General features: G+C 45.4%; 11 protein-coding genes, 1 other RNA gene and 1 other annotated feature. Of the genes, 2 read left to right on the forward strand and 10 right to left on the reverse strand.

Annotated features, from left to right (window positions below):
- Window positions 1-35: 35 nt before the first annotated feature.
- Window positions 36-1,307 carry a replication-associated recombination protein A gene (locus tag A8F94_RS04980; RefSeq protein ID WP_066196460.1) on the forward strand — a complete coding sequence of 424 codons (1,272 nt, stop codon included), beginning with the start codon at window positions 36-38 and terminating at the stop codon, window positions 1,305-1,307.
- A 282-nt stretch (window positions 1,308-1,589) separates the two neighbouring features.
- On the opposite strand, the gene A8F94_RS04985 is transcribed toward A8F94_RS04980, so the two are convergent.
- From A8F94_RS04985 to A8F94_RS25625, 5 genes are all read right to left on the reverse strand, one after another.
- Window positions 1,590-2,363 carry a tRNA threonylcarbamoyladenosine dehydratase gene (locus tag A8F94_RS04985; protein WP_066196463.1) on the reverse strand — a complete coding sequence of 258 codons (774 nt, stop codon included), beginning with the start codon at window positions 2,361-2,363 and terminating at the stop codon, window positions 1,590-1,592.
- 314 nt (window positions 2,364-2,677) lie between these two features.
- A non-coding RNA gene (ssrS, locus tag A8F94_RS04990) (6S RNA) lies at window positions 2,678-2,862 on the reverse strand.
- A gap of 79 nt (window positions 2,863-2,941) precedes the next feature.
- Window positions 2,942-4,717: an aspartate--tRNA ligase gene (aspS, locus tag A8F94_RS04995; protein WP_066196466.1), complete on the reverse strand. Its 1,776-nt coding sequence runs from the start codon at window positions 4,715-4,717 to the stop codon at window positions 2,942-2,944.
- A 12-nt stretch (window positions 4,718-4,729) separates the two neighbouring features.
- Window positions 4,730-6,001, reverse strand: coding sequence for a histidine--tRNA ligase (gene hisS / locus A8F94_RS05000; RefSeq protein WP_066196469.1), 1,272 nt, complete (start codon window positions 5,999-6,001; stop codon window positions 4,730-4,732).
- Window positions 6,002-6,192: 191 nt separating this feature from the next.
- Window positions 6,193-6,424, reverse strand: a binding site (T-box leader).
- Between the two features lie 132 nt (window positions 6,425-6,556).
- Window positions 6,557-6,733 carry a hypothetical protein gene (locus A8F94_RS25625; RefSeq protein WP_175384351.1) on the reverse strand — a complete coding sequence of 59 codons (177 nt, stop codon included), beginning with the start codon at window positions 6,731-6,733 and terminating at the stop codon, window positions 6,557-6,559.
- 210 nt (window positions 6,734-6,943) lie between these two features.
- Here A8F94_RS25625 and A8F94_RS05005 point away from each other — a divergent pair, with 210 nt between their 5' ends.
- Window positions 6,944-8,680: an SH3 domain-containing protein gene (locus A8F94_RS05005; RefSeq protein WP_066196472.1), complete on the forward strand. Its 1,737-nt coding sequence runs from the start codon at window positions 6,944-6,946 to the stop codon at window positions 8,678-8,680.
- A gap of 96 nt (window positions 8,681-8,776) precedes the next feature.
- Here A8F94_RS05005 and dtd read toward each other — a convergent pair whose 3' ends face one another.
- The 5 genes from dtd to secDF all read right to left on the reverse strand — a co-directional run bounded on the left by dtd (window position 8,777) and on the right by secDF (window position 17,919).
- Window positions 8,777-9,220 carry a D-aminoacyl-tRNA deacylase gene (gene dtd / locus A8F94_RS05010; RefSeq protein ID WP_066196475.1) on the reverse strand — a complete coding sequence of 148 codons (444 nt, stop codon included), beginning with the start codon at window positions 9,218-9,220 and terminating at the stop codon, window positions 8,777-8,779.
- Between the two features lie 439 nt (window positions 9,221-9,659).
- The gene (locus tag A8F94_RS05015) at window positions 9,660-11,858 is read right to left on the reverse strand and encodes a RelA/SpoT family protein (protein ID WP_066196477.1); all 2,199 of its coding nucleotides are present in this window, start codon (window positions 11,856-11,858) and stop codon (window positions 9,660-9,662) included.
- Window positions 11,859-12,217: 359 nt separating this feature from the next.
- On the reverse strand, window positions 12,218-12,730 hold the full coding sequence (locus tag A8F94_RS05020) for an adenine phosphoribosyltransferase (RefSeq protein ID WP_066196480.1): 513 nt from the start codon (window positions 12,728-12,730) through the stop codon (window positions 12,218-12,220).
- Complete coding sequence (gene recJ / locus A8F94_RS05025; RefSeq protein ID WP_066196483.1) at window positions 12,721-15,084, reverse strand: single-stranded-DNA-specific exonuclease RecJ; 2,364 nt, start codon at window positions 15,082-15,084, stop codon at window positions 12,721-12,723. The genes A8F94_RS05020 and recJ overlap by 10 nt, the downstream gene beginning before the upstream one ends.
- A 570-nt stretch (window positions 15,085-15,654) precedes the next feature.
- Window positions 15,655-17,919, reverse strand: coding sequence for a protein translocase subunit SecDF (gene secDF, locus A8F94_RS05030; protein ID WP_066196486.1), 2,265 nt, complete (start codon window positions 17,917-17,919; stop codon window positions 15,655-15,657).
- Window positions 17,920-17,939: the final 20 nt, after the last annotated feature.

Below are 17,939 nucleotides of genomic sequence, written 5' to 3' on the forward strand. Positions count from 1 at the left end.
CTTATAGGATAGAATTGACTTTGGAGAGATGAAACATGAATCAGACTAAACCACTCGCCTTCAGGATGCGGCCAAGAACACTCGATGAAGTATGCGGCCAGGAGCATTTAGTAGGTGATGGAAAGATAATCGCCAGAATGGTCAAAGCCAAACAGCTTTCATCGATGATTCTCTATGGTCCCCCTGGGATTGGAAAGACATCGATTGCAAGTGCGATCGCTGGGAGCACCAGGTATGCCTTCAGGACGTTAAATGCCGTTACAAACAATAAAAAGGATATGGAAATCGTCGCCGCCGAAGCAAAAATGTCAGGCAAGGTCATCCTTTTGCTTGATGAAGTCCATCGTCTCGATAAGGGAAAGCAGGATTTCCTGTTGCCTTACCTTGAAAACGGAATGATTACACTGATAGGCGCTACAACGAGCAATCCATTTCACAGCATTAACCCCGCAATCAGGAGCCGTTGCCAAATTTTCGAGCTTAAGCCGCTTGAGCCTGATGATATTAAAAAGGCGATTGAAAGAGCGCTTCAAGATCAGGAGCGCGGCCTGGGAGCGTTTAATATTACCATCACTCCTGAAGCAATGGAGCATTTTTCCAAAGGATCAGGAGGAGACGTTAGAAGTGCACTGAATGCTGTCGAACTTGCCGCTCTATCAACCGAATCCGACGAAACAAGCAAAATTATTATAGATGTAAAAATTGCCGAAGAATGCCTGCAAAAGAAAAGCTTTGTCCACGACAAGGATGGAGATGCCCATTATGACGTACTGTCCGGTTTCCAAAAATCAATCCGCGGCAGTGACGCCAATGCAGCACTCCATTATCTCGGCCGGCTGATTGAAGCAGGCGACCTGCCCAGCATTGCTAGAAGGCTGCTGGTCATTGCCTATGAAGATATCGGCCTTGCAAATCCGCAAGTTGGAGCCAGGACACTCGCAGCTATAGAAACTGCGGAGCGGATCGGCTTCCCCGAAGCAAGAATACCGCTTGCCAATGCTGTAATCGAGTTGTGCCTGTCACCTAAATCCAATTCTGCATATATGGCAATTGATGCTGCGTTGGCGGATATTCGAAAGGGGTTGGCTGGAGAAGTCCCGGACCACCTCCGTGACGCCCACTACAAGGGAGCCAAGGAGCTTGGCCGGGGCGTCGACTACCTTTATCCACATGATTTTGAATCGGGCTGGGTCCGTCAGCAATATCTTCCCGACAAGATTAAGAACAAGCGCTATTATAAGCCAAAAAGGAACAGCAAATTCGAACAGGCTTATGCCGCCGTATACGAAAAATTGACGAAAGAATAATGGAGAGGCTTCCTTTGGCGGAAGCCTCCTTTTTTTGGGCAACTGTTTCGATTTCCACCGACAGACTTGATTGGTTCCATTTCGAGTTATGTGACAGGTCAAAATGTAACCAATAAGAGCTATTGGAACTGTTTCGAGCTCGGCGGCAGGTTGAAATGTAACCAATAAGATGAAGGTTGCGGGGAGCTTCCATTTATAGAACGGAATTTGTTAGATTCTTTATCATCACCTTTTTGCAAAAAAGAAACCCATAGCCCGAAGGCCATGGATTCCATCAATCATTTATTTTTCCGGAACACCAGAAACGCGTTCGATGTGAATATCTTTCAAAAGTTCCCTTACTACATAGCTTGCCATAATAAGACCAGCCACTGAAGGAACAAATGCGTTCGAGGAAGGCGGCATCTGTGCTTTCCTGATTTGAGCTTTGTCGTTCCCAACTACTTTCCGTACGTCCTCCCGAATGACAATCGGGCTTTCGCTTGAAAAAACAACCGGTATTCCCTTCCTGATCCCCTCTTTGCGAAGCTTTGTCCTCATTACCTTTGCAACCGGATCTGTATGAGTCTTGAATATATCAGCAATTTCAAAACGGGTCGGATCCATTTTATTGGCGGCGCCCATACTTGAGATCATCGGGATACCGCGCTTCAGGCATTCCTTTATTAAATGGACTTTATAAATAATCGTGTCAGAAGCATCAATGACAAAATCCGGTTTATAAGCAAACACTTCTTCATATGTTTCTTCCGTGTAGAACATCTTAAGAGAAATGACTTCGCAATCCGGATTGATGTCAGCTATCCGTTCCTTCATCAAATCCGCCTTTGGCTTACCTACTGTAGACAATAGTGCAATGACCTGGCGATTTACGTTTGTAATATCAACGACATCTTTATCAATTAGAATCAAACGCCCGACACCGGACCTTGCCAGCGCTTCTGCGGAAAACGAGCCAACTCCGCCAATTCCTAGCACCAGGACTGTGCTATTTTTCAAAATATCAAGGCCTTCCTGGCCAATTGCAAGTTCGTTTCGTGAAAATTGATGCAGCATAGGTGATCACTCCATTTAAATGTGTGGCATATAGCTTTAGTTTCGCCACATGCCTTGGCGAAAATTTGCTTTCATGTATCTTTACCCCGATAAAATATATACTATACCTTTTTGTAATGCAAGAAGATTTCCAAACAAAAAAGCCAGAAAAGGCCTTCAAAAATCTAATATAGGCAATGGCTTTCCGAACTGATCGAGCGACTGCTCAAGGACATTTCCAAATTGCTGTAACGCTCGTTCTACGAGTTTTTACAAAATCAAAAAACCCCGGAGGACTAATCCTCCAGGGGAATTATGTAATAGATAAAAAGGCGAAGAGTCCCAACTTGTGCCGTTGCCTGTTTCCTTCGTTTTGGCCCGCATAAAGCAGGTGGGTGTCCTGTCCGTTGTCGCTGTAAGTCCCTAAAAAGGGCATTTACGCGGCCGCGGAACGCAGACTCCCGAAGAAAATATGTTCGGTCAAAACATTTAGGCAATGCAACGTACACTTCAGGACTCTTCTAACTTGTTTTTATATTATCATATCAGGTGAGTTTATTCAAGGAACAAGCCTTATTCTCTTTTTTTCCCAACATGAACTATTCGTTCTTTCCTGCCTTCGATTCTAAATGAAGCTCTTCCAATTGCGCAGAGCTGACTTCTCCTGGAGCATTTGTCAGCAAGTCGCTTGCGGAGGCAGTTTTCGGGAATGCAATTGTATCACGCAAGTTTGTACTGCCGGCTAGCAGCATGACCAGCCTGTCAAGCCCAAGTGCAATCCCCCCATGCGGAGGTGTTCCATATTCGAACGCATCAAGTAGGAAACCGAATTGTTCTTTCGCTTCTTCCGGGCTGAAGCCAAGCACCTGGAACATCTTTTCCTGAATGTCACGTTCGAATATCCTTAACGAGCCGCCGCCAAGTTCATAGCCATTCAAGACAAGGTCATATGCCTGAGCACGGACTTCAGCAGGATTCTCTTCAAGCTTGCCGAGATCCTCTCGGAATGGCATCGTAAACGGATGATGTGCGGCATAATAGCGGCCATCCTCTTCGGAGTATTCAAGCAGCGGCCATTCAGTCACCCAAAGGAAATTAAATTTGCTCTGGTCAATCAAGCCAAGCTCGCGGCCCAGTTTCAGCCTCAGGGCACCAAGTGCATCGGCGACAACAGATTTCTTGTCAGCCACGAACAATAGCAGGTCGCCAGCCTCGGCCTCGGCAACCGATTTGATCGCTTCGCTTTGTTCCTCATCGAAGAATTTTGCAATCGGGCCTTTAAGACCATCGGCCTCGACTTTAAGCCAGGCCAGGCCTTTGGCGCCGTAAACGCCGGCAAACTCTCCAAGAGCATCGATATCTTTTCTCGAATACTTGTCTGCCCCGCCTTTTACGGCAATTGCCTTTACCTGGCCGCCGTTTTCAACTGCGGAGGCGAATACTTTAAAGCCTGATCCAGCCACGGTTTCAGACAAGTCCTTCAACTCCATCCCAAACCTTGTGTCAGGTTTATCGGAGCCAAAACGGGACATCGCTTCTGCATACTTCATGCGCGGGAAAGGAACTGTAAGGTCGATTCCTTTCACTTCCTTCATCAGCTTCACCATCATTCGTTCCATCATCTCGATAATATCATCCTGGCTTAGGAAACTCGTTTCAATATCGATTTGCGTGAATTCCGGCTGGCGGTCAGCGCGAAGATCCTCATCACGGAAACAGCGGGCAATTTGATAGTACCGCTCGATGCCGCCGACCATCAGCAGCTGCTTGAACAATTGTGGCGATTGCGGAAGCGCATAAAACTCTCCTGGATGCACCCTGCTTGGGACAAGATAGTCACGGGCACCTTCAGGCGTGCTTTTTGTCAAAATAGGTGTTTCGATGTCAAGGAACCCCTCGCTGTCGAGAAAATCCCTGATTGCTTTGGTCACCTGGTGGCGCATTTTCAATGTATTAAAAATAACAGGGCGACGGAAATCGAGATACCTGTATTTCAGGCGGATATCCTCTGATGCGTCTGTTTTATCGGAAATAACGAACGGAGGCGTCTTCGCTTCATTGATGATTGTTACACTTTCAGCGTGAACCTCGATTTTTCCGGTAGGGATGTTTTCATTAATTGTTCCTTCATCACGGGCAACTACTGTGCCGACTATATCAAGCACGTATTCACTTCGAATGGTTTCGGCAATTTTATGGACATCTCCATGCTGATCAGGATTGAAGACCACTTGGACAATTCCCGTCCTGTCACGCAAGTCAACAAAGATGAGCCCTCCAAGGTCACGGCGCTTCTGAACCCAACCTTTTAATGTGATTTTTTCTCCAACAGCATCCGTTGGCACTTCGCCGCAAAAAAAGCTTCTGCCGTACATGTGATATCCTCCTTATCGCTGCAATTCCTTAAACGTTTTAACAAAAGAAGCCAATTCCACTTCTTTCTGATCGCCGGTTGCCATATTTTTTAAATTAATTACACCTTTATCAAGCTCATCCTCACCTAGTACAGCGACAAATTTGGTATTCAGCCTGTCTGCTGCTTTGAACTGGGCCTTTAACTTCCTATTCAAATAATCACGTTCAGCTGAAATACCTTCCTTGCGAAGCTGCTGAAGCATGCCAACTGTATAATCCTTTGCCTTGTCACCAAGAGAAACGAGGTAGATGTCGATTTCCCTTTTGACAGGAAGCTCGATTTTTTCCGCTTCAAGAGCGGCTATGAACCTTTCAATACTGAACGCAAAGCCGATTCCAGGGGTTTCAGGCCCTCCCAATTCCTCTACTAAGCCATTATAGCGGCCGCCGCCACATAGCGTTGTTATTGCCCCGAATCCTTCTGCATCACTCATAATCTCAAATGCTGTGTGATTGTAATAATCAAGGCCCCGGACAAGATTTGGATCGACTTCAAAAGGGATGTCAAGCTGGCGAAGGTATTCCTTAACCTTTTCAAAGTATGCTCGTGACTCTTCATTCAAATACTCGACTATGGACGGTGCCGACTTCATCAGCTCGTGGTCCCGGTCCTTTTTGCAGTCAAGAATCCTTAATGGGTTTTTCTCAAGCCTTGTCTGGCAGTCGGAGCAAAACTCTCCTATCCGCGGCTTGAAGTGGCTGATGAGCGCATCCCTGTGGTCCTTCCGGCTTTCCTTATCGCCAAGGCTGTTAAGGATAAGCTTCAATTTCTTTAGGCCCATCTCACGGTATAATGTCATTGCCAGTGAAATAACTTCCGCATCGATTGCCGGGTCGTTACTGCCAAGTGCTTCAACGCCAAACTGTACAAACTGGCGGTATCGGCCAGCCTGTGGGCGTTCATAGCGAAACATCGGTCCCATATAGAAAAGTTTGACGGGCTGGTCGGCATTCCCGAACATTTTTTTCTCTACGTAAGCTCTTACGGTGGAGGCTGTTCCTTCAGGCCTTAAAGTCAGGCTGCGGCCGCCCCGGTCTTCAAATGTGTACATTTCTTTCGTTACGATATCAGTTGTATCCCCAACACCACGGCTGAAAAGATCAGTATGTTCGAAAACAGGTGTCCTGATTTCCTGGTACTGATAGACATTGCAAAGCTGCCGTGCTTTTTCCTCAATTAGCTGCCATGTTTCAACCTGTCCCGGCAGGATATCCTGGGTTCCCCTTGGAATAGTAATTGACATGAGGATTCCTCCTTTAAAATCTATTTTGTGTCTAAAAACCCTTTTGGCAGGGGTGAAGAAATTGGATTATGTATCAAAGACAAGGACCACTTTTAGCTGTACTTAAGGTTTACCAGAAAACCAAGACGTTTTAACGGTCCTGCCGAATTTACTGGAAAATAAAAAAACTCCCCTCCCCTGTTTATTGCTAAACAAGGGACGAGAGTTTGGATTCCCGTGGTGCCACCCTAATTTGAAACCCGATTATCCGGGCTTCCTCTTTACAGTTAACGCCTGCAACGTTCTCCCCCTACTGTTAGTTCAGGGGGAAACCTACGGAGTGTTCATTCATCAATCCTGCATGCGGGACGGCTTTCAGCCCGGGACCATCCCTCTCTGACCATGGTTTATGGCTTGACTACTATGCTCCATCATCGGTTTTTTCCATATAGCTATGTACATTGGCCTTGCTTTATTTATTCTATGATAATGACCCAAAGGCTGATTGTCAAGACGTTTAACACCAGTTGGTTCAACTAACAATCAGTGATAGGCCCTTACGTACAGAAGTTTTAATTAGGAGCGTTCAAGCTTTTTTTTCAGCTTCCGGACATCACGGATCGTTAAACCGAATTCGCTTGCCAACTCGAATGTACCTGAATTCTGTTCTCTTTCGATGAAATCATGAAAGTCTACCCCGAATACTCCTTTTTGGCCTGCTTGCGCATGCATCCCCTTATCACTGAATCTCATTCCAAAACCCTCCATCACACACGATTATTCTTCTAGTCTCCCCAAACGAGAAAAAAAGTTTCGGTTTTTCTTATGAAATTTTTATTGATTCATCTGCTGTCTTATAAGCTTTTCAACCCAGCATGACAGATAAAGAGACGGAAAAATGAAATTTTGAATGAAACTGGCACATATTTCCGCTACAATAAAGATACGTTTAGGAGGTGAACAATGGGAAGAAAACTTTTATTACTGGCAGCCTGCTGCATCCTGTTGATCGGAGCTGTCTTCCCATTAAAGGAATACGCTGCTGGTCAGTCAGTCACCGCAGCGGTAGACGGCCTTAACATCAGGAGTGGTCCCGGATTAAGCTATGGTTTGGTGGCTACTGTAAAAAAAGGAGCAGTTTTAACAGTACTTTCCGAGAAAGATGATTGGACTGAGATAATGCTTTCCTCTGGTAAAAAAGGATGGGCTGCAAATTGGCTCTTGGACAAGCCGACAACTGCAGTTAATGCCACAACTACCCAAACCGCCGTTACAACAGCCGACCAGCTTCGTATTAGAAAGGGTCCGGGAACAAACTTTGCGATTGCAGGGTCCTTATCGATGGGGGCACAGGTAACCATCATAGAGAAATCAGGGCTTTGGAGCAAAATTAACAGCAAAAGCGGGAGTGGATGGGTTTCAACAGAATTCCTTAAGGAATCTGCGCCTGTCGTACAGACACCTGCTGCAACCAAAAGTGGTAAAAACGTACAAATTGTCAATGCGGATATTCTAAACGTACGGACATCCCCGTCTGTTACAGCGGAAGTAACTGCAAAGCTGAAGCAAGGCGTAGAAGTGACCGTACTCGCAGAATCCAATGGCTGGTCACAGATTTCTTTTTCAAATGGGAATAAGGGCTGGGTCACATCCGAGTTTTTGGCCGCGGCCGGGACAAGCCAGCCAGCCGAAAAAAATTTGACCGGGATTATTGGAACAGTTACAGCGACTGCACTGAGTGTGAGGCAAACTGGTTCACTGGACGGTAAAATCATTGCGACTGTCGAAAAAGGACAAACGTTCAGTATTCTTGAAGAAAAGAACAACTGGGCCAAAATTGAATACGAGAAAGGCAAACTTGGCTGGGTTGCAGGCTGGTACCTTGAGAAAGACGCCACGGAATCCAGTAAAACAAGCCAGAAAGTGAAGGAAAGCACTGTAACTATCCTTCACGATGGCAGCAATATCCGCCAAAAGCCTGAACAGAGTGCAAAGGTAATCGCCCGAGCTAACAAAGGCTCCCAATTCAAAGTAAAAAAGGTATCAGGAAGCTGGTACGAAATCGAGCTGAAAAATGGGAACAGCGGCTATATTGCAGGCTGGATTGTCCAGGTTACGGGAAATGCGCCGCAAATCAATAAAGAAAGCGGATATTCCTATTTAAAAAACAAGGTCATCGTCATTGATCCCGGCCACGGCGGAATCGATACTGGGACAATCGGAATAAGAGGTACATATGAAAAGGGTTTGACATTAAGGACCGCCGACCTGCTTTACAGCAAGCTGCGAAGCCATGGGGCCAAGGTTGTCATGACCCGGGACCGGGATGCCTATTATTCCCTGCCATCAAGGGTCAGCTCGGCTCATATTCATGGCGCAGATGCATTTATTTCCATTCATTATGATTCCATTTACGATCAAACAGTTCGAGGGATGACGACCTTTTATTATCATCCCTATCAAAAGAAGCTTGCTGAAGCCGTCCACACAGCAACCGTAAATGAAACAAAGTCCAAAAATCGCGGAGCGCGCTATGGAGACTACCATGTCATCCGTGAAAACAAGCGGGCGGCCGCTCTGATTGAGCTTGGCTATTTGAGTAATGTATCAGAGGAAATGGGCGTGTTAAGCAGCCAGTTCCAGGAAGCCGCATCAACTGGTATCCTTAACGGACTTGCCCGCTACTTCAAGGAGCAATAACATATGCACAGCACAGATTAACTCTGAATGCTTAATTAGTCTCGAATCCTCACACTGGACACTAAAAAACACCCGCTGACTTGGCGGGTGTTTGCTTTAGGATTTACTATCAATGATAAGTGTTACCGGGCCATCATTCACAAGGCTGACATCCATCATCGCCCCGAACTTCCCCGTTTCAACTCGAATCCCCTTATCACGGAGCAGTGTATTGAACGTCTCATAAAGCCCATTCGCCACATCAGGCTTGGCCGCGGCCATGAAGTTCGGGCGCCGCCCCTTTCGGCAATCCCCATAAAGTGTGAATTGAGAAACAGATAAAATATCACCGCCAACATCAAGAAGCGACAAGTTCATTTTTCCGTCCTCATCCTCATAAATTCGTAAATTGACAATCTTATCGGCTAAAAAGGCCGCATCCTTTTCAGTATCATCATGAGTGACACCCAAAAGAACAACGAGCCCTCCTGGTATGCTGCCCACTACCTCTCCCTCAACCTTAACACTCGCCTGTTTGCTGCGCTGGACAACCGCTCTCATCAAAAAACCTGCCTTCTAGAAAAAAATGTATTAATACATTTAATAATTCGTTTTTATTCAATCCACTAAGTTCGGTTTCGTAGATTAATCTCCTTTGCCTGGTCCGAGATTAATCCACTAAACTCGGTTTCGTAGATTAATCTCCATTGCCTGGTCCAAGATTAATCCACTAAGCTCGGTTTCGTAGATTAATCTCCCTTTCTTGGTCCGAGATTAATCCACTAAGCTCGTTTTCGTAGATTAATCTCCTCCGCTTAGACCAAGATTAATCCACTAAGTTCGGTTTCCGTAGATTAATTCCCTTGGCTTAGTCCGAGGTTAATCCACTAAATATCGATTTATCAGGAATCCATCAATCTCGCTTAGCTGTTCGACTTGTCGATGCCAGGGTAAAGCTAGTTTGCAGCTAAAAAAAGAAGCCGCATAGCGGCCATAATGGTTAGTTCATAATTCTCCGGACTGCGTATATATCAGGAATCTGCTTAATCCGGTCGACCACCTTCTGCAAATGGCTAACGTTATGAATCGCGATCGACATGATAATCGTCGCCATTTTATTCCGGTCAGATTTGCCTGAAACCGCAGTAATATTCGTTTTCGTTTCGTTGACAGCCTGCAGAACCTCGTTCAAGAGCCCGCGCCTGTCATAGCCGCTGATTTCAATATCCACATTGTATTCCTTCCGATCGGTGAAAGAAGAATCCCATTCAACCGGAATCAGGCGGGATTGGTCCTCATTCTCGATGTTCGGGCAGTCGGCACGGTGCACGGATACTCCGCGCCCCTTTGTGATAAAGCCGATAATCTCATCACCAGGGACAGGATTGCAGCATTTTGAAAGCCGGATCAGCAAATTATCAATGCCGGCGACCCGGACACCTGAATCGCGTTTTTTCACAACCGTTGTTGCCGGAGTCTTTAGTTCCGTAAGGGCCTCAGTAATATTAGTAACTGCTTCCTGGTCGCGTTTTTTCCGCCATTTCTCAGTCAAGCGGTTCGCAACCTGCAAGGCGGTTATACCATTATACCCAACCGCGGCGTACATATCCTCTTCATTCATGAAGTTGAATTTCTCAGCTACCTTGCGGGCGTTTTCTGGCGTCATGATTTCCTTAATGTCGAAATTCATATTGCGAATTTCCTTCTCAACCATTTCGCGGCCTTTATCGATATTTTCTTCGCGGCGCTGCTTTTTGAAAAATTGGCGGATTTTGTTTTTCGCCTGGGAGGTCTGGGCCAGCTTCAGCCAGTCCTGGCTTGGTCCGTATGAATGCTTCGACGTCAAAATCTCGATGATGTCGCCCGTTTTCAGCTTATAATCAAGCGTGACCATTTTGCCATTTACCTTGGCCCCAATTGTCTTATTCCCGATTTCGGAGTGAATCCGGTAAGCAAAATCAATCGGCACCGAACCCGAAGGCAATTCGATGACATCGCCCTTCGGTGTGAACAGAAATACCATATCCGAAAACAAATCTATTTTGAGAGATTCCATAAACTCTTCGGCATTCGCCGTATCATTCTGGAATTCAAGAATATTTCTGAACCATGTCAGTTTTTGCTCAAACGACGCACTTTCACTGACACTCTTTCCTTCTTTGTATGCCCAGTGGGCGGCAATCCCAAATTCAGCGATCCTGTGCATTTCAGCCGTCCTGATTTGCACCTCCAGCGGATCTCCTTTGGGGCCAATTACAGTTGTATGAAGGGATTGATACATATTTGGTTTTGGCATTGCTATATAATCCTTGAAGCGGCCAGGCATAGGTTTCCAGCATGTATGAATGATGCCGAGGACGGCATAGCAATCCTTAATGCTGTTAACCACAATCCTCACAGCAAGCAAATCATAAATCTCACTGAATTGCTTGTTTTGCAGGACCATCTTCCGATATATACTATAAATGTGCTTCGGCCGGCCGGAAATCTCGGCTTTTATTGAAACCTCACCGACACGTTCGCGCACTTCATCAATCACGTCTTCCAAATATTGCTCACGCTCTGCGCGCTTCTTCTTCATGAGGTTGACAATCCGGTAATATTGCTGCGGATTCAAATAGCGGAGCGCTGTGTCTTCGAGCTCCCACTTAATTGTCGAAATACCCAGCCTATGCGCAAGCGGAGCGAATATCTCCAACGTTTCATTCGCAATCCGCTGCTGCTTTTCAAAAGGAAGATGTTTCAGCGTCCGCATATTATGCAGGCGATCCGCCAGCTTGATCAAAATGACCCGGATATCCTGGGCCATCGCAACAAACATTTTCCGGTGATTCTCCGCCTGCTGTTCCTCATGCGATTTATATTTAATTTTGCCCAGCTTCGTCACGCCATCAACAAGCATGGCCACTTCTTCGTTGAATTCAGCTTCAATATCCTGTAAGGTAATCGCTGTGTCTTCAACGACATCGTGGAGAAATCCAGCCGCAACCGTAGCCGGGTCCATTTCTAGGTCAGCCAGAATGCCTGCAACCTGGACCGGATGAATAATATACGGCTCTCCGGACTTCCTTATTTGTTCACGATGAGCCATCTCGGCATACTCGTACGCTTTCTGCACAAGCTGCACATGCTCATCATTCAAATAGGCCCTTGTCATGTCGATGACTTGTTCGGCGGTCAGCACTTGATCATTCGCCATGAAATCACCTTTGTTTCTAATAGAAAATATAGTTACGGACCACAAACGAGCAGCCCCTTTGTTCCCTAGATGTATGAAAAATATAAGAGGATTGTTACTATTATCGAGAAAAAACCCCAGGTTGTAAAGTGATTGGATAGGATTTTTATTGGAAAGCAAGAATTTTGTCGAAAAAACTTGTTTTCGTGGCCTTTTTTCAAAAAATTGGCCTATCACCCTGCATACGACTATCCCTTTTAAAATATAAAGAAAACTCGCCGATTGGCGAGCCTCTAGGCTTTGGACAAGGCACTGGGCACACGTATTTAAAACCAGGAGATAATAAATTCAAGAGAGCACCTTTCCGGCACTCCCTTCGATTAGTACTCCATCAAAGTCAAAACATCGTAGCCTTCAAGCTTGTCCCGTCCTTCTAGGTAAGTCAGTTCAATAATGAAGGCTATCCCTGCGACGATTCCGCCAAGCTCTTCAACAAGTTTGATCGTTGCTTCAATTGTTCCTCCTGTTGCAAGAAGGTCGTCAGTAATGAGGACACGCTGGCCAGGCTGGATTGCATCCTTATGGATTGTAAGGACATTTGTTCCGTATTCCAGGCCATAGCTTTTTTTAATTGTTTCACGTGGAAGCTTACCTTCTTTTCGTACCGGCGCGAAGCCAACCCCTAGTGAGTAAGCAACAGGGCAGCCGATGATGAAGCCGCGTGCTTCCGGACCGACAACAACGTCAATTTTCTTTTCTTTCGCATAGGTAACAATTTGGTCAGTCGCATATTTATAGGCTTCCCCATTATTCATTAGCGGTGTAATATCTTTAAACTTAATGCCTTCTTTCGGCCAATCGGGCACAATTGTAACATATTGTTTTAAATCCATTCTTTTATTGCCTCCTCATTTTCAACAGGCTCAGCAAGGATTTGGGTAAACAGACTTTTTAGCTGTCCGTAGGAAGAAAATAACAAATCCTGCTCTAGAGCAATATGTGCTTGCTTTTCCTGGTAAGCTCGCGACTCAGCCAGGTCTCGTTTATTCGAAGTCTTATTAACGGAAATTAATCCATTGTTTATTGTAACAAACTCAAGCTCAAAAAACACCTCAGACATGAAATCGATCGTTTCCTTCGTCCATCCCCGCCTCTTGGCAAGCACGCTTCCATATTTATGGATATCAAAAGGCGAATTTTTTAATAAGAATGCATAATACCATTTAAAATGGTCCCTGCCTGGGATCGTACTGAAAAATTCGCTGTTTTCCTTGAAGAACCCAGCGTATATTCTTCCCGGCTTTTTGCCAGAAAGCAGTGATTCCAGAATAGCTTTCGAAGGCGGCATATCAATAAGGACAACATTTTCATGATCAAGCTTTACCGCTTCAGCAGCTTCAATTGATTCCACAATGATAATTTCGTCTTTTTCCCCTTGTACGATACCCTGTACATATACCGGATCAAAAAGGACCAAAATCTTCCTTATATCAGGCAGCTTTGATTTAAGCGAACCGAGCGAACGGATACCGCGGATATCGAACAACTGCCAGTCCCTGACTGCAAGATCCTGTAGCATAATTTGTGGTTTACGGATATTATTCCACTCATTGATTGAAAGCTCACCCGCAATCGAAAGACTGGATGCAGGAGAAATATGGTCTGACAGCTGTCCGAAACCAAATCCTATTGCATCGACTGCCCGGCCTTCATTCGCCAATGTCAACTTTAAATGACTGTGGTCACTGCCAATTTTCCGGATTGACGAAATCCCGGCATTTTCAATTGAAATCCTTGGCTTCGGATTATCCATACCATAAGGAGCGAGAAGCTGCATTTCCTCAAGGATGGACAAAGTCACATCGGAAACGGAAACCTCTGCATCCAGCTGCAGCACCGGGATAAAATCTTCCTTGCTCATCTGCTGGGCTGCAAGCTCATTCAATCTAAATCGAAGGTCATTGACATCATTAAGCTTCAATGTCATGCCAGCCGCCATCGGGTGTCCCCCGAAATGCGGAAGGATATCCCTGCAAACAGACAGATTCTTAAATAGGTCAAACCCGGGAATGCTTCGCGCCGAACCCTTTGCAAGACCCTTCTCCTTATCAAAGCTAAGGACAATCACCGGGCGATAATATTTTTCAACAAGCTTAGAAGCGACGATGCCGATGACTCCAGCATGCCAGCCCTCATTGCCGATAACCAAAACGTTGTTTGTTTCAGCCGGGAAGTGCTTGTCCACCTGTTCCATTGCTTCAACGGTAATGGACTGCACAATCGCTTGCCGCTCTTTATTTAACGAGTCCATTTCAACAGCGAGCTGCATCGCTTCCTCCTGGTTCTCGGTCAAAAGCAGCTCAACAGCCATACTCGCATGTTCAAGCCGTCCTACTGCATTGATTCTAGGCGCAAGCGAGAACCCTATCGTTTCTTCATTTAGTGTATGAAGTTCGACTCCGGCAGCTCTTAAAATAGCTTTTATGCCAATATTTTTGGTAGTTTTCAGCTTTTCAATTCCTCTTTTTGCAATCAGACGGTTTTCACCTTTAAGCGAGACAAGGTCGGCAATTGTACCAATCACGGCAATTTCCAAAAGATGTTCGGGAAGCTCGCCGTAAAGGGCATGCGCCACCTTGAATGCAACCCCAACTCCGGCAAGGTCACGAAATGGATACTTGCTGTCCGGAAGCTTAGGATGAATGATTGCAAGTGCTTCCGGCAAAACAGGTCCGGGCTCGTGGTGGTCCGTAATGATCAAATCGAGACCGAGCTCCTTGGCTATTTCAGCTTCATGAATAGCGGCAATTCCTGTATCCACAGTTATAATCAGTTTAATTCCATTTTCAGCAGCCTGCCTGAACGCCGGTTCGTTCGGGCCGTAGCCTTCGGAAAACCGGTCTGGTATGTAAAAACCGACATTTGCACCGAGTTCCTTAAGGGTCATCATCAGCACGGCTGTACTGCTGACTCCATCCGCATCATAATCCCCATATATTAAAATAGGTTCCTGGCTGGTGATTGCCTCCTTAATTCGGGCAACAGCCCTGTCCATGCCATCAAGCAGAAACGGATCGTGAAAATCCTCGCCGCCAAATAAAAAAGACCGGGCAGATTCTGATGTATCAACTCCCCGGTTTATCAGCATGGAAGAAACAAGGGGAGATATTTTCAGTTCTTCTGCTAGTTTTTTAGCCTTGTCCTGATCATATTCACGGACGATCCATCGTGTTTTCGACTGTAACATACGTTCACCCCTCAACTTTTCTATTATACAGGAGCAAAAAAATCTGCACAATGATGAAACAAGGTATCTTTGTGAAGAATTGGAAGATGGGGTATGCGGAGAGGATGCTTCAGTTCGGCATTCATACAGTGGAAAAGGCTTCGCTAACTCATTGGTTTCGTTTCAGCATGTGAATTTATTAAAAATGGTGCCAATAACTCGTATTGATGACATTTCAGCCTATAAATTCTTCAAAAACGTTACCAATACGGAGTATTGATGACATTTGAAGGCTTTTAAATCAATAAAATGCAACCAATGTATTGCTTTCTTTATTCGGAGTTTTGCTCTAAACAGTTTTACACCGAACTTCACTAGTGATTATTCGCAGTATTACTAGTGATAAACAACCACTGTTTTTTCGGTGTTGCACGTTCTACTACTCAGAGTATTACTAGTTTTTGCTTGCCGATTCACTAGCAGTTCTCTGAGTGATACTAGTGAAAATCACCATCTATTGGTCGAATGTAGCAATAAAGTACAGGTTTACCCAATACCCTTCCAAAAAGAAAAACCGCAGAAAATCTGCGGTTAGACTTGTGGCTGGTCATTGTATTTGCGTTTTTCTTTGTAAGTGATGAGTACACCCTTCTTCTTCAGTTCGCGGTTCTTCCATTCCACCCAGAGCTGAGCCGCAATATAAATTGAAGAATACGTTCCGACGATAAGGCCGACCAGTAACGCTAGAGAGAAGCTGCGAATCGATTCGCTGCCGAAGAACAATAAGGCAATGACCGTCATGGCAACCATTCCAACTGTATTGATCGATCGCCCAAGCGTCTGCCTGATACTAGTATTTACAACATCAGCGATTTCTTCCTTCGTTTTCAGGCGGCGCCGTTTCTGCATGTTTTCACGCATCCGGTCAAACGTAACAATCGTATCATTGATTGAGTAACCAATAACCGTCAGCACCGCGGCGATGAAGTTAATATCAACTTCCCAACGTATTATGCTGAATAACGGGAAGATGAAAAATGCCGCAAACAGCAAGGCGATAATTGCTGATATCCCCATTGGAAGATCGAAACGGAATGCAACGAAAATAATCAAGCCCAGCGAAGCAAGCGCCATAGCAATCATTGCGTTTTTAGCTAATTCCTTCCCGACAGTCGGTGACACACTATTTACTGTTGGATCAGACCCGTATACATCATGAAGTTCTTGTTTTAGCTGAGTAATCTCATCCTTGGACATATCATCCTTGAATCTGGCAACCCCGATTTCCTTATTAGATCCAGATATAACGATATCGTCTGTTTCAAAACCGGCTTTTTTCAATTCATTAGAAAATTGCTCAGTCGTTAACGGCTTGTCCGATAAAACTTCTACACGGGTACCTTGAGTAAAATCAATGCCAAGGTTCAGCCTGAAAATCAGGAGAATCGCAATACCCACGACAACAATTGCTCCGGAAGCAATAAAGAACGCTTTCCGGTTCCGGACAAAATCAATCCGGTCAAACTTCGTTTTAAGGTCAAGCGTATCCACACCTTCAGCGAGGCTATGGATGTCTTTTTTCTTAACACCGAACCAGCCAGGCTTGTTGTTCAGGAATCCGCTGTTAACCCAAAGGCCAAGCAACCACCTTGACAGGTATACGTTCGTAAAGAAACTTCCAAGAATACCGATGATTAAGCTTGTCGCAAACCCTTTGACAGAGCTAGTCCCGTAGAAAAACAGGACGACACCAGCCAGCAATGTAGTCAGGTTGGCATCTGTAACTGTTGAGAATGAGTTTTCGTTTCCAGCCTTGAAAGCCGATTTTATCGATTTCCCAACTTTGATTTCTTCCTTTATCCGTTCATAGGTAATGATATTGGCGTCTACCGCCATACCGACACCTAAAATTAATGCCGCAATCCCTGGCAAAGTCAGGACGACATTCATCCAATCAAAAATAAGAAGAGTCAAAAATAGATAAATTGTAAGTGTAAGTGTTGCAATAAATCCAGGGAACCGGTAGTAAGCGATCATAAATATAAAAATTGCGAGAACCCCGAGAATTCCTGCAAAAACGGTTTCATCAAGAGCCTTCTCACCAAACTGGGCCCCGACGGATGTTGAATAAATTTCATCGAGCTGAACAGGCAGCGCACCCGCATTCAGCAGGCTTGCAAGCGTCTGGGCCTCTTCAGGAGTGAATTGCCCAACGATTGACACCGTATTCTCATTAAACACCTGATTTACGGTAGGGGCAGACAGGAATTTTGGATCTTCTTTCCCGACTTCTTCCTTGAAGGAATCAACCCCCTCTTCAAAGTCGAGCCAAATGACAAGATAGTTGTTTGGTGCCTGGTTCACTATTTCCTGTGTTACCTCACGGAACTTGTCTGCACTTTTTAATTTTAGTGATACGCTCGGCCTTCCTTGTTCATCGAAGGTTTGCTTTGCTCCGTTTTCAGCAAGGTCGGTTCCATCCATCATCAGCTTGTCGTTTGCATCCCTAAAGCTGAGATTCGCTTCGGTCGATAGGATTTCCCTGGCTTTCGCCTGGTCCGTTACACCGGCAAGCTGTACCCGGATCCGATCGTCGCCTTCGATTTGGATATTCGGCTCACTGACACCAAGTACGTTTATCCGCCTGTCGAGTGCCTCAGCCGTACTGGCCAGTGCTTCCTGGTTAATTTTTTGCCCTTCCTTGGCAGGCGATACTTCATAAAGAATTTCAAACCCGCCCTGCAAGTCTAGGCCAAGCTTGATGTTACCCAAGATGTTTTTGGACGTGGCGCCAATGACGCTCCCCATTACTAGAACAATGAGGATAAAAGCCACGATCCTGTTGCGTTTAACCATGTGATGAACCTCCTTAAATT

It is taken from the genome of Bacillus sp. FJAT-27225, assembly GCF_001685025.1.
In the GTDB taxonomy this organism is placed as follows: Bacteria; Bacillota; Bacilli; order Bacillales; family Cytobacillaceae; genus Bacillus_D.

Excerpts from the sequence above, each read along its gene's own strand:
- A8F94_RS25625 (WP_175384351.1), bottom strand. The coding sequence starts at position 6,733 with ATGAGATTCAGTGATAAGGGGATGCATGCGCAAGCAGGCCAAAAAGGA.
- A8F94_RS05020 (WP_066196480.1), bottom strand. The coding sequence starts at position 12,730 with ATGGATTTAAAACAATATGTTACAATTGTGCCCGATTGGCCGAAAGAA.
- secDF (WP_066196486.1), bottom strand. The coding sequence starts at position 17,919 with ATGGTTAAACGCAACAGGATCGTGGCTTTTATCCTCATTGTTCTAGTA.
- A8F94_RS05015 (WP_066196477.1), bottom strand. The coding sequence starts at position 11,858 with ATGGCGAATGATCAAGTGCTGACCGCCGAACAAGTCATCGACATGACA.
- hisS (WP_066196469.1), bottom strand. The coding sequence starts at position 6,001 with ATGTCAATTACTATTCCAAGGGGAACCCAGGATATCCTGCCGGGACAG.
- dtd (WP_066196475.1), bottom strand. The coding sequence starts at position 9,220 with ATGAGAGCGGTTGTCCAGCGCAGCAAACAGGCGAGTGTTAAGGTTGAG.
- recJ (WP_066196483.1), bottom strand. The coding sequence starts at position 15,084 with ATGTTACAGTCGAAAACACGATGGATCGTCCGTGAATATGATCAGGAC.
- A8F94_RS04980 (WP_066196460.1), top strand. The coding sequence starts at position 36 with ATGAATCAGACTAAACCACTCGCCTTCAGGATGCGGCCAAGAACACTC.
- A8F94_RS05005 (WP_066196472.1), top strand. The coding sequence starts at position 6,944 with ATGGGAAGAAAACTTTTATTACTGGCAGCCTGCTGCATCCTGTTGATC.
- A8F94_RS04985 (WP_066196463.1), bottom strand. The coding sequence starts at position 2,363 with ATGCTGCATCAATTTTCACGAAACGAACTTGCAATTGGCCAGGAAGGC.
- aspS (WP_066196466.1), bottom strand. The coding sequence starts at position 4,717 with ATGTACGGCAGAAGCTTTTTTTGCGGCGAAGTGCCAACGGATGCTGTT.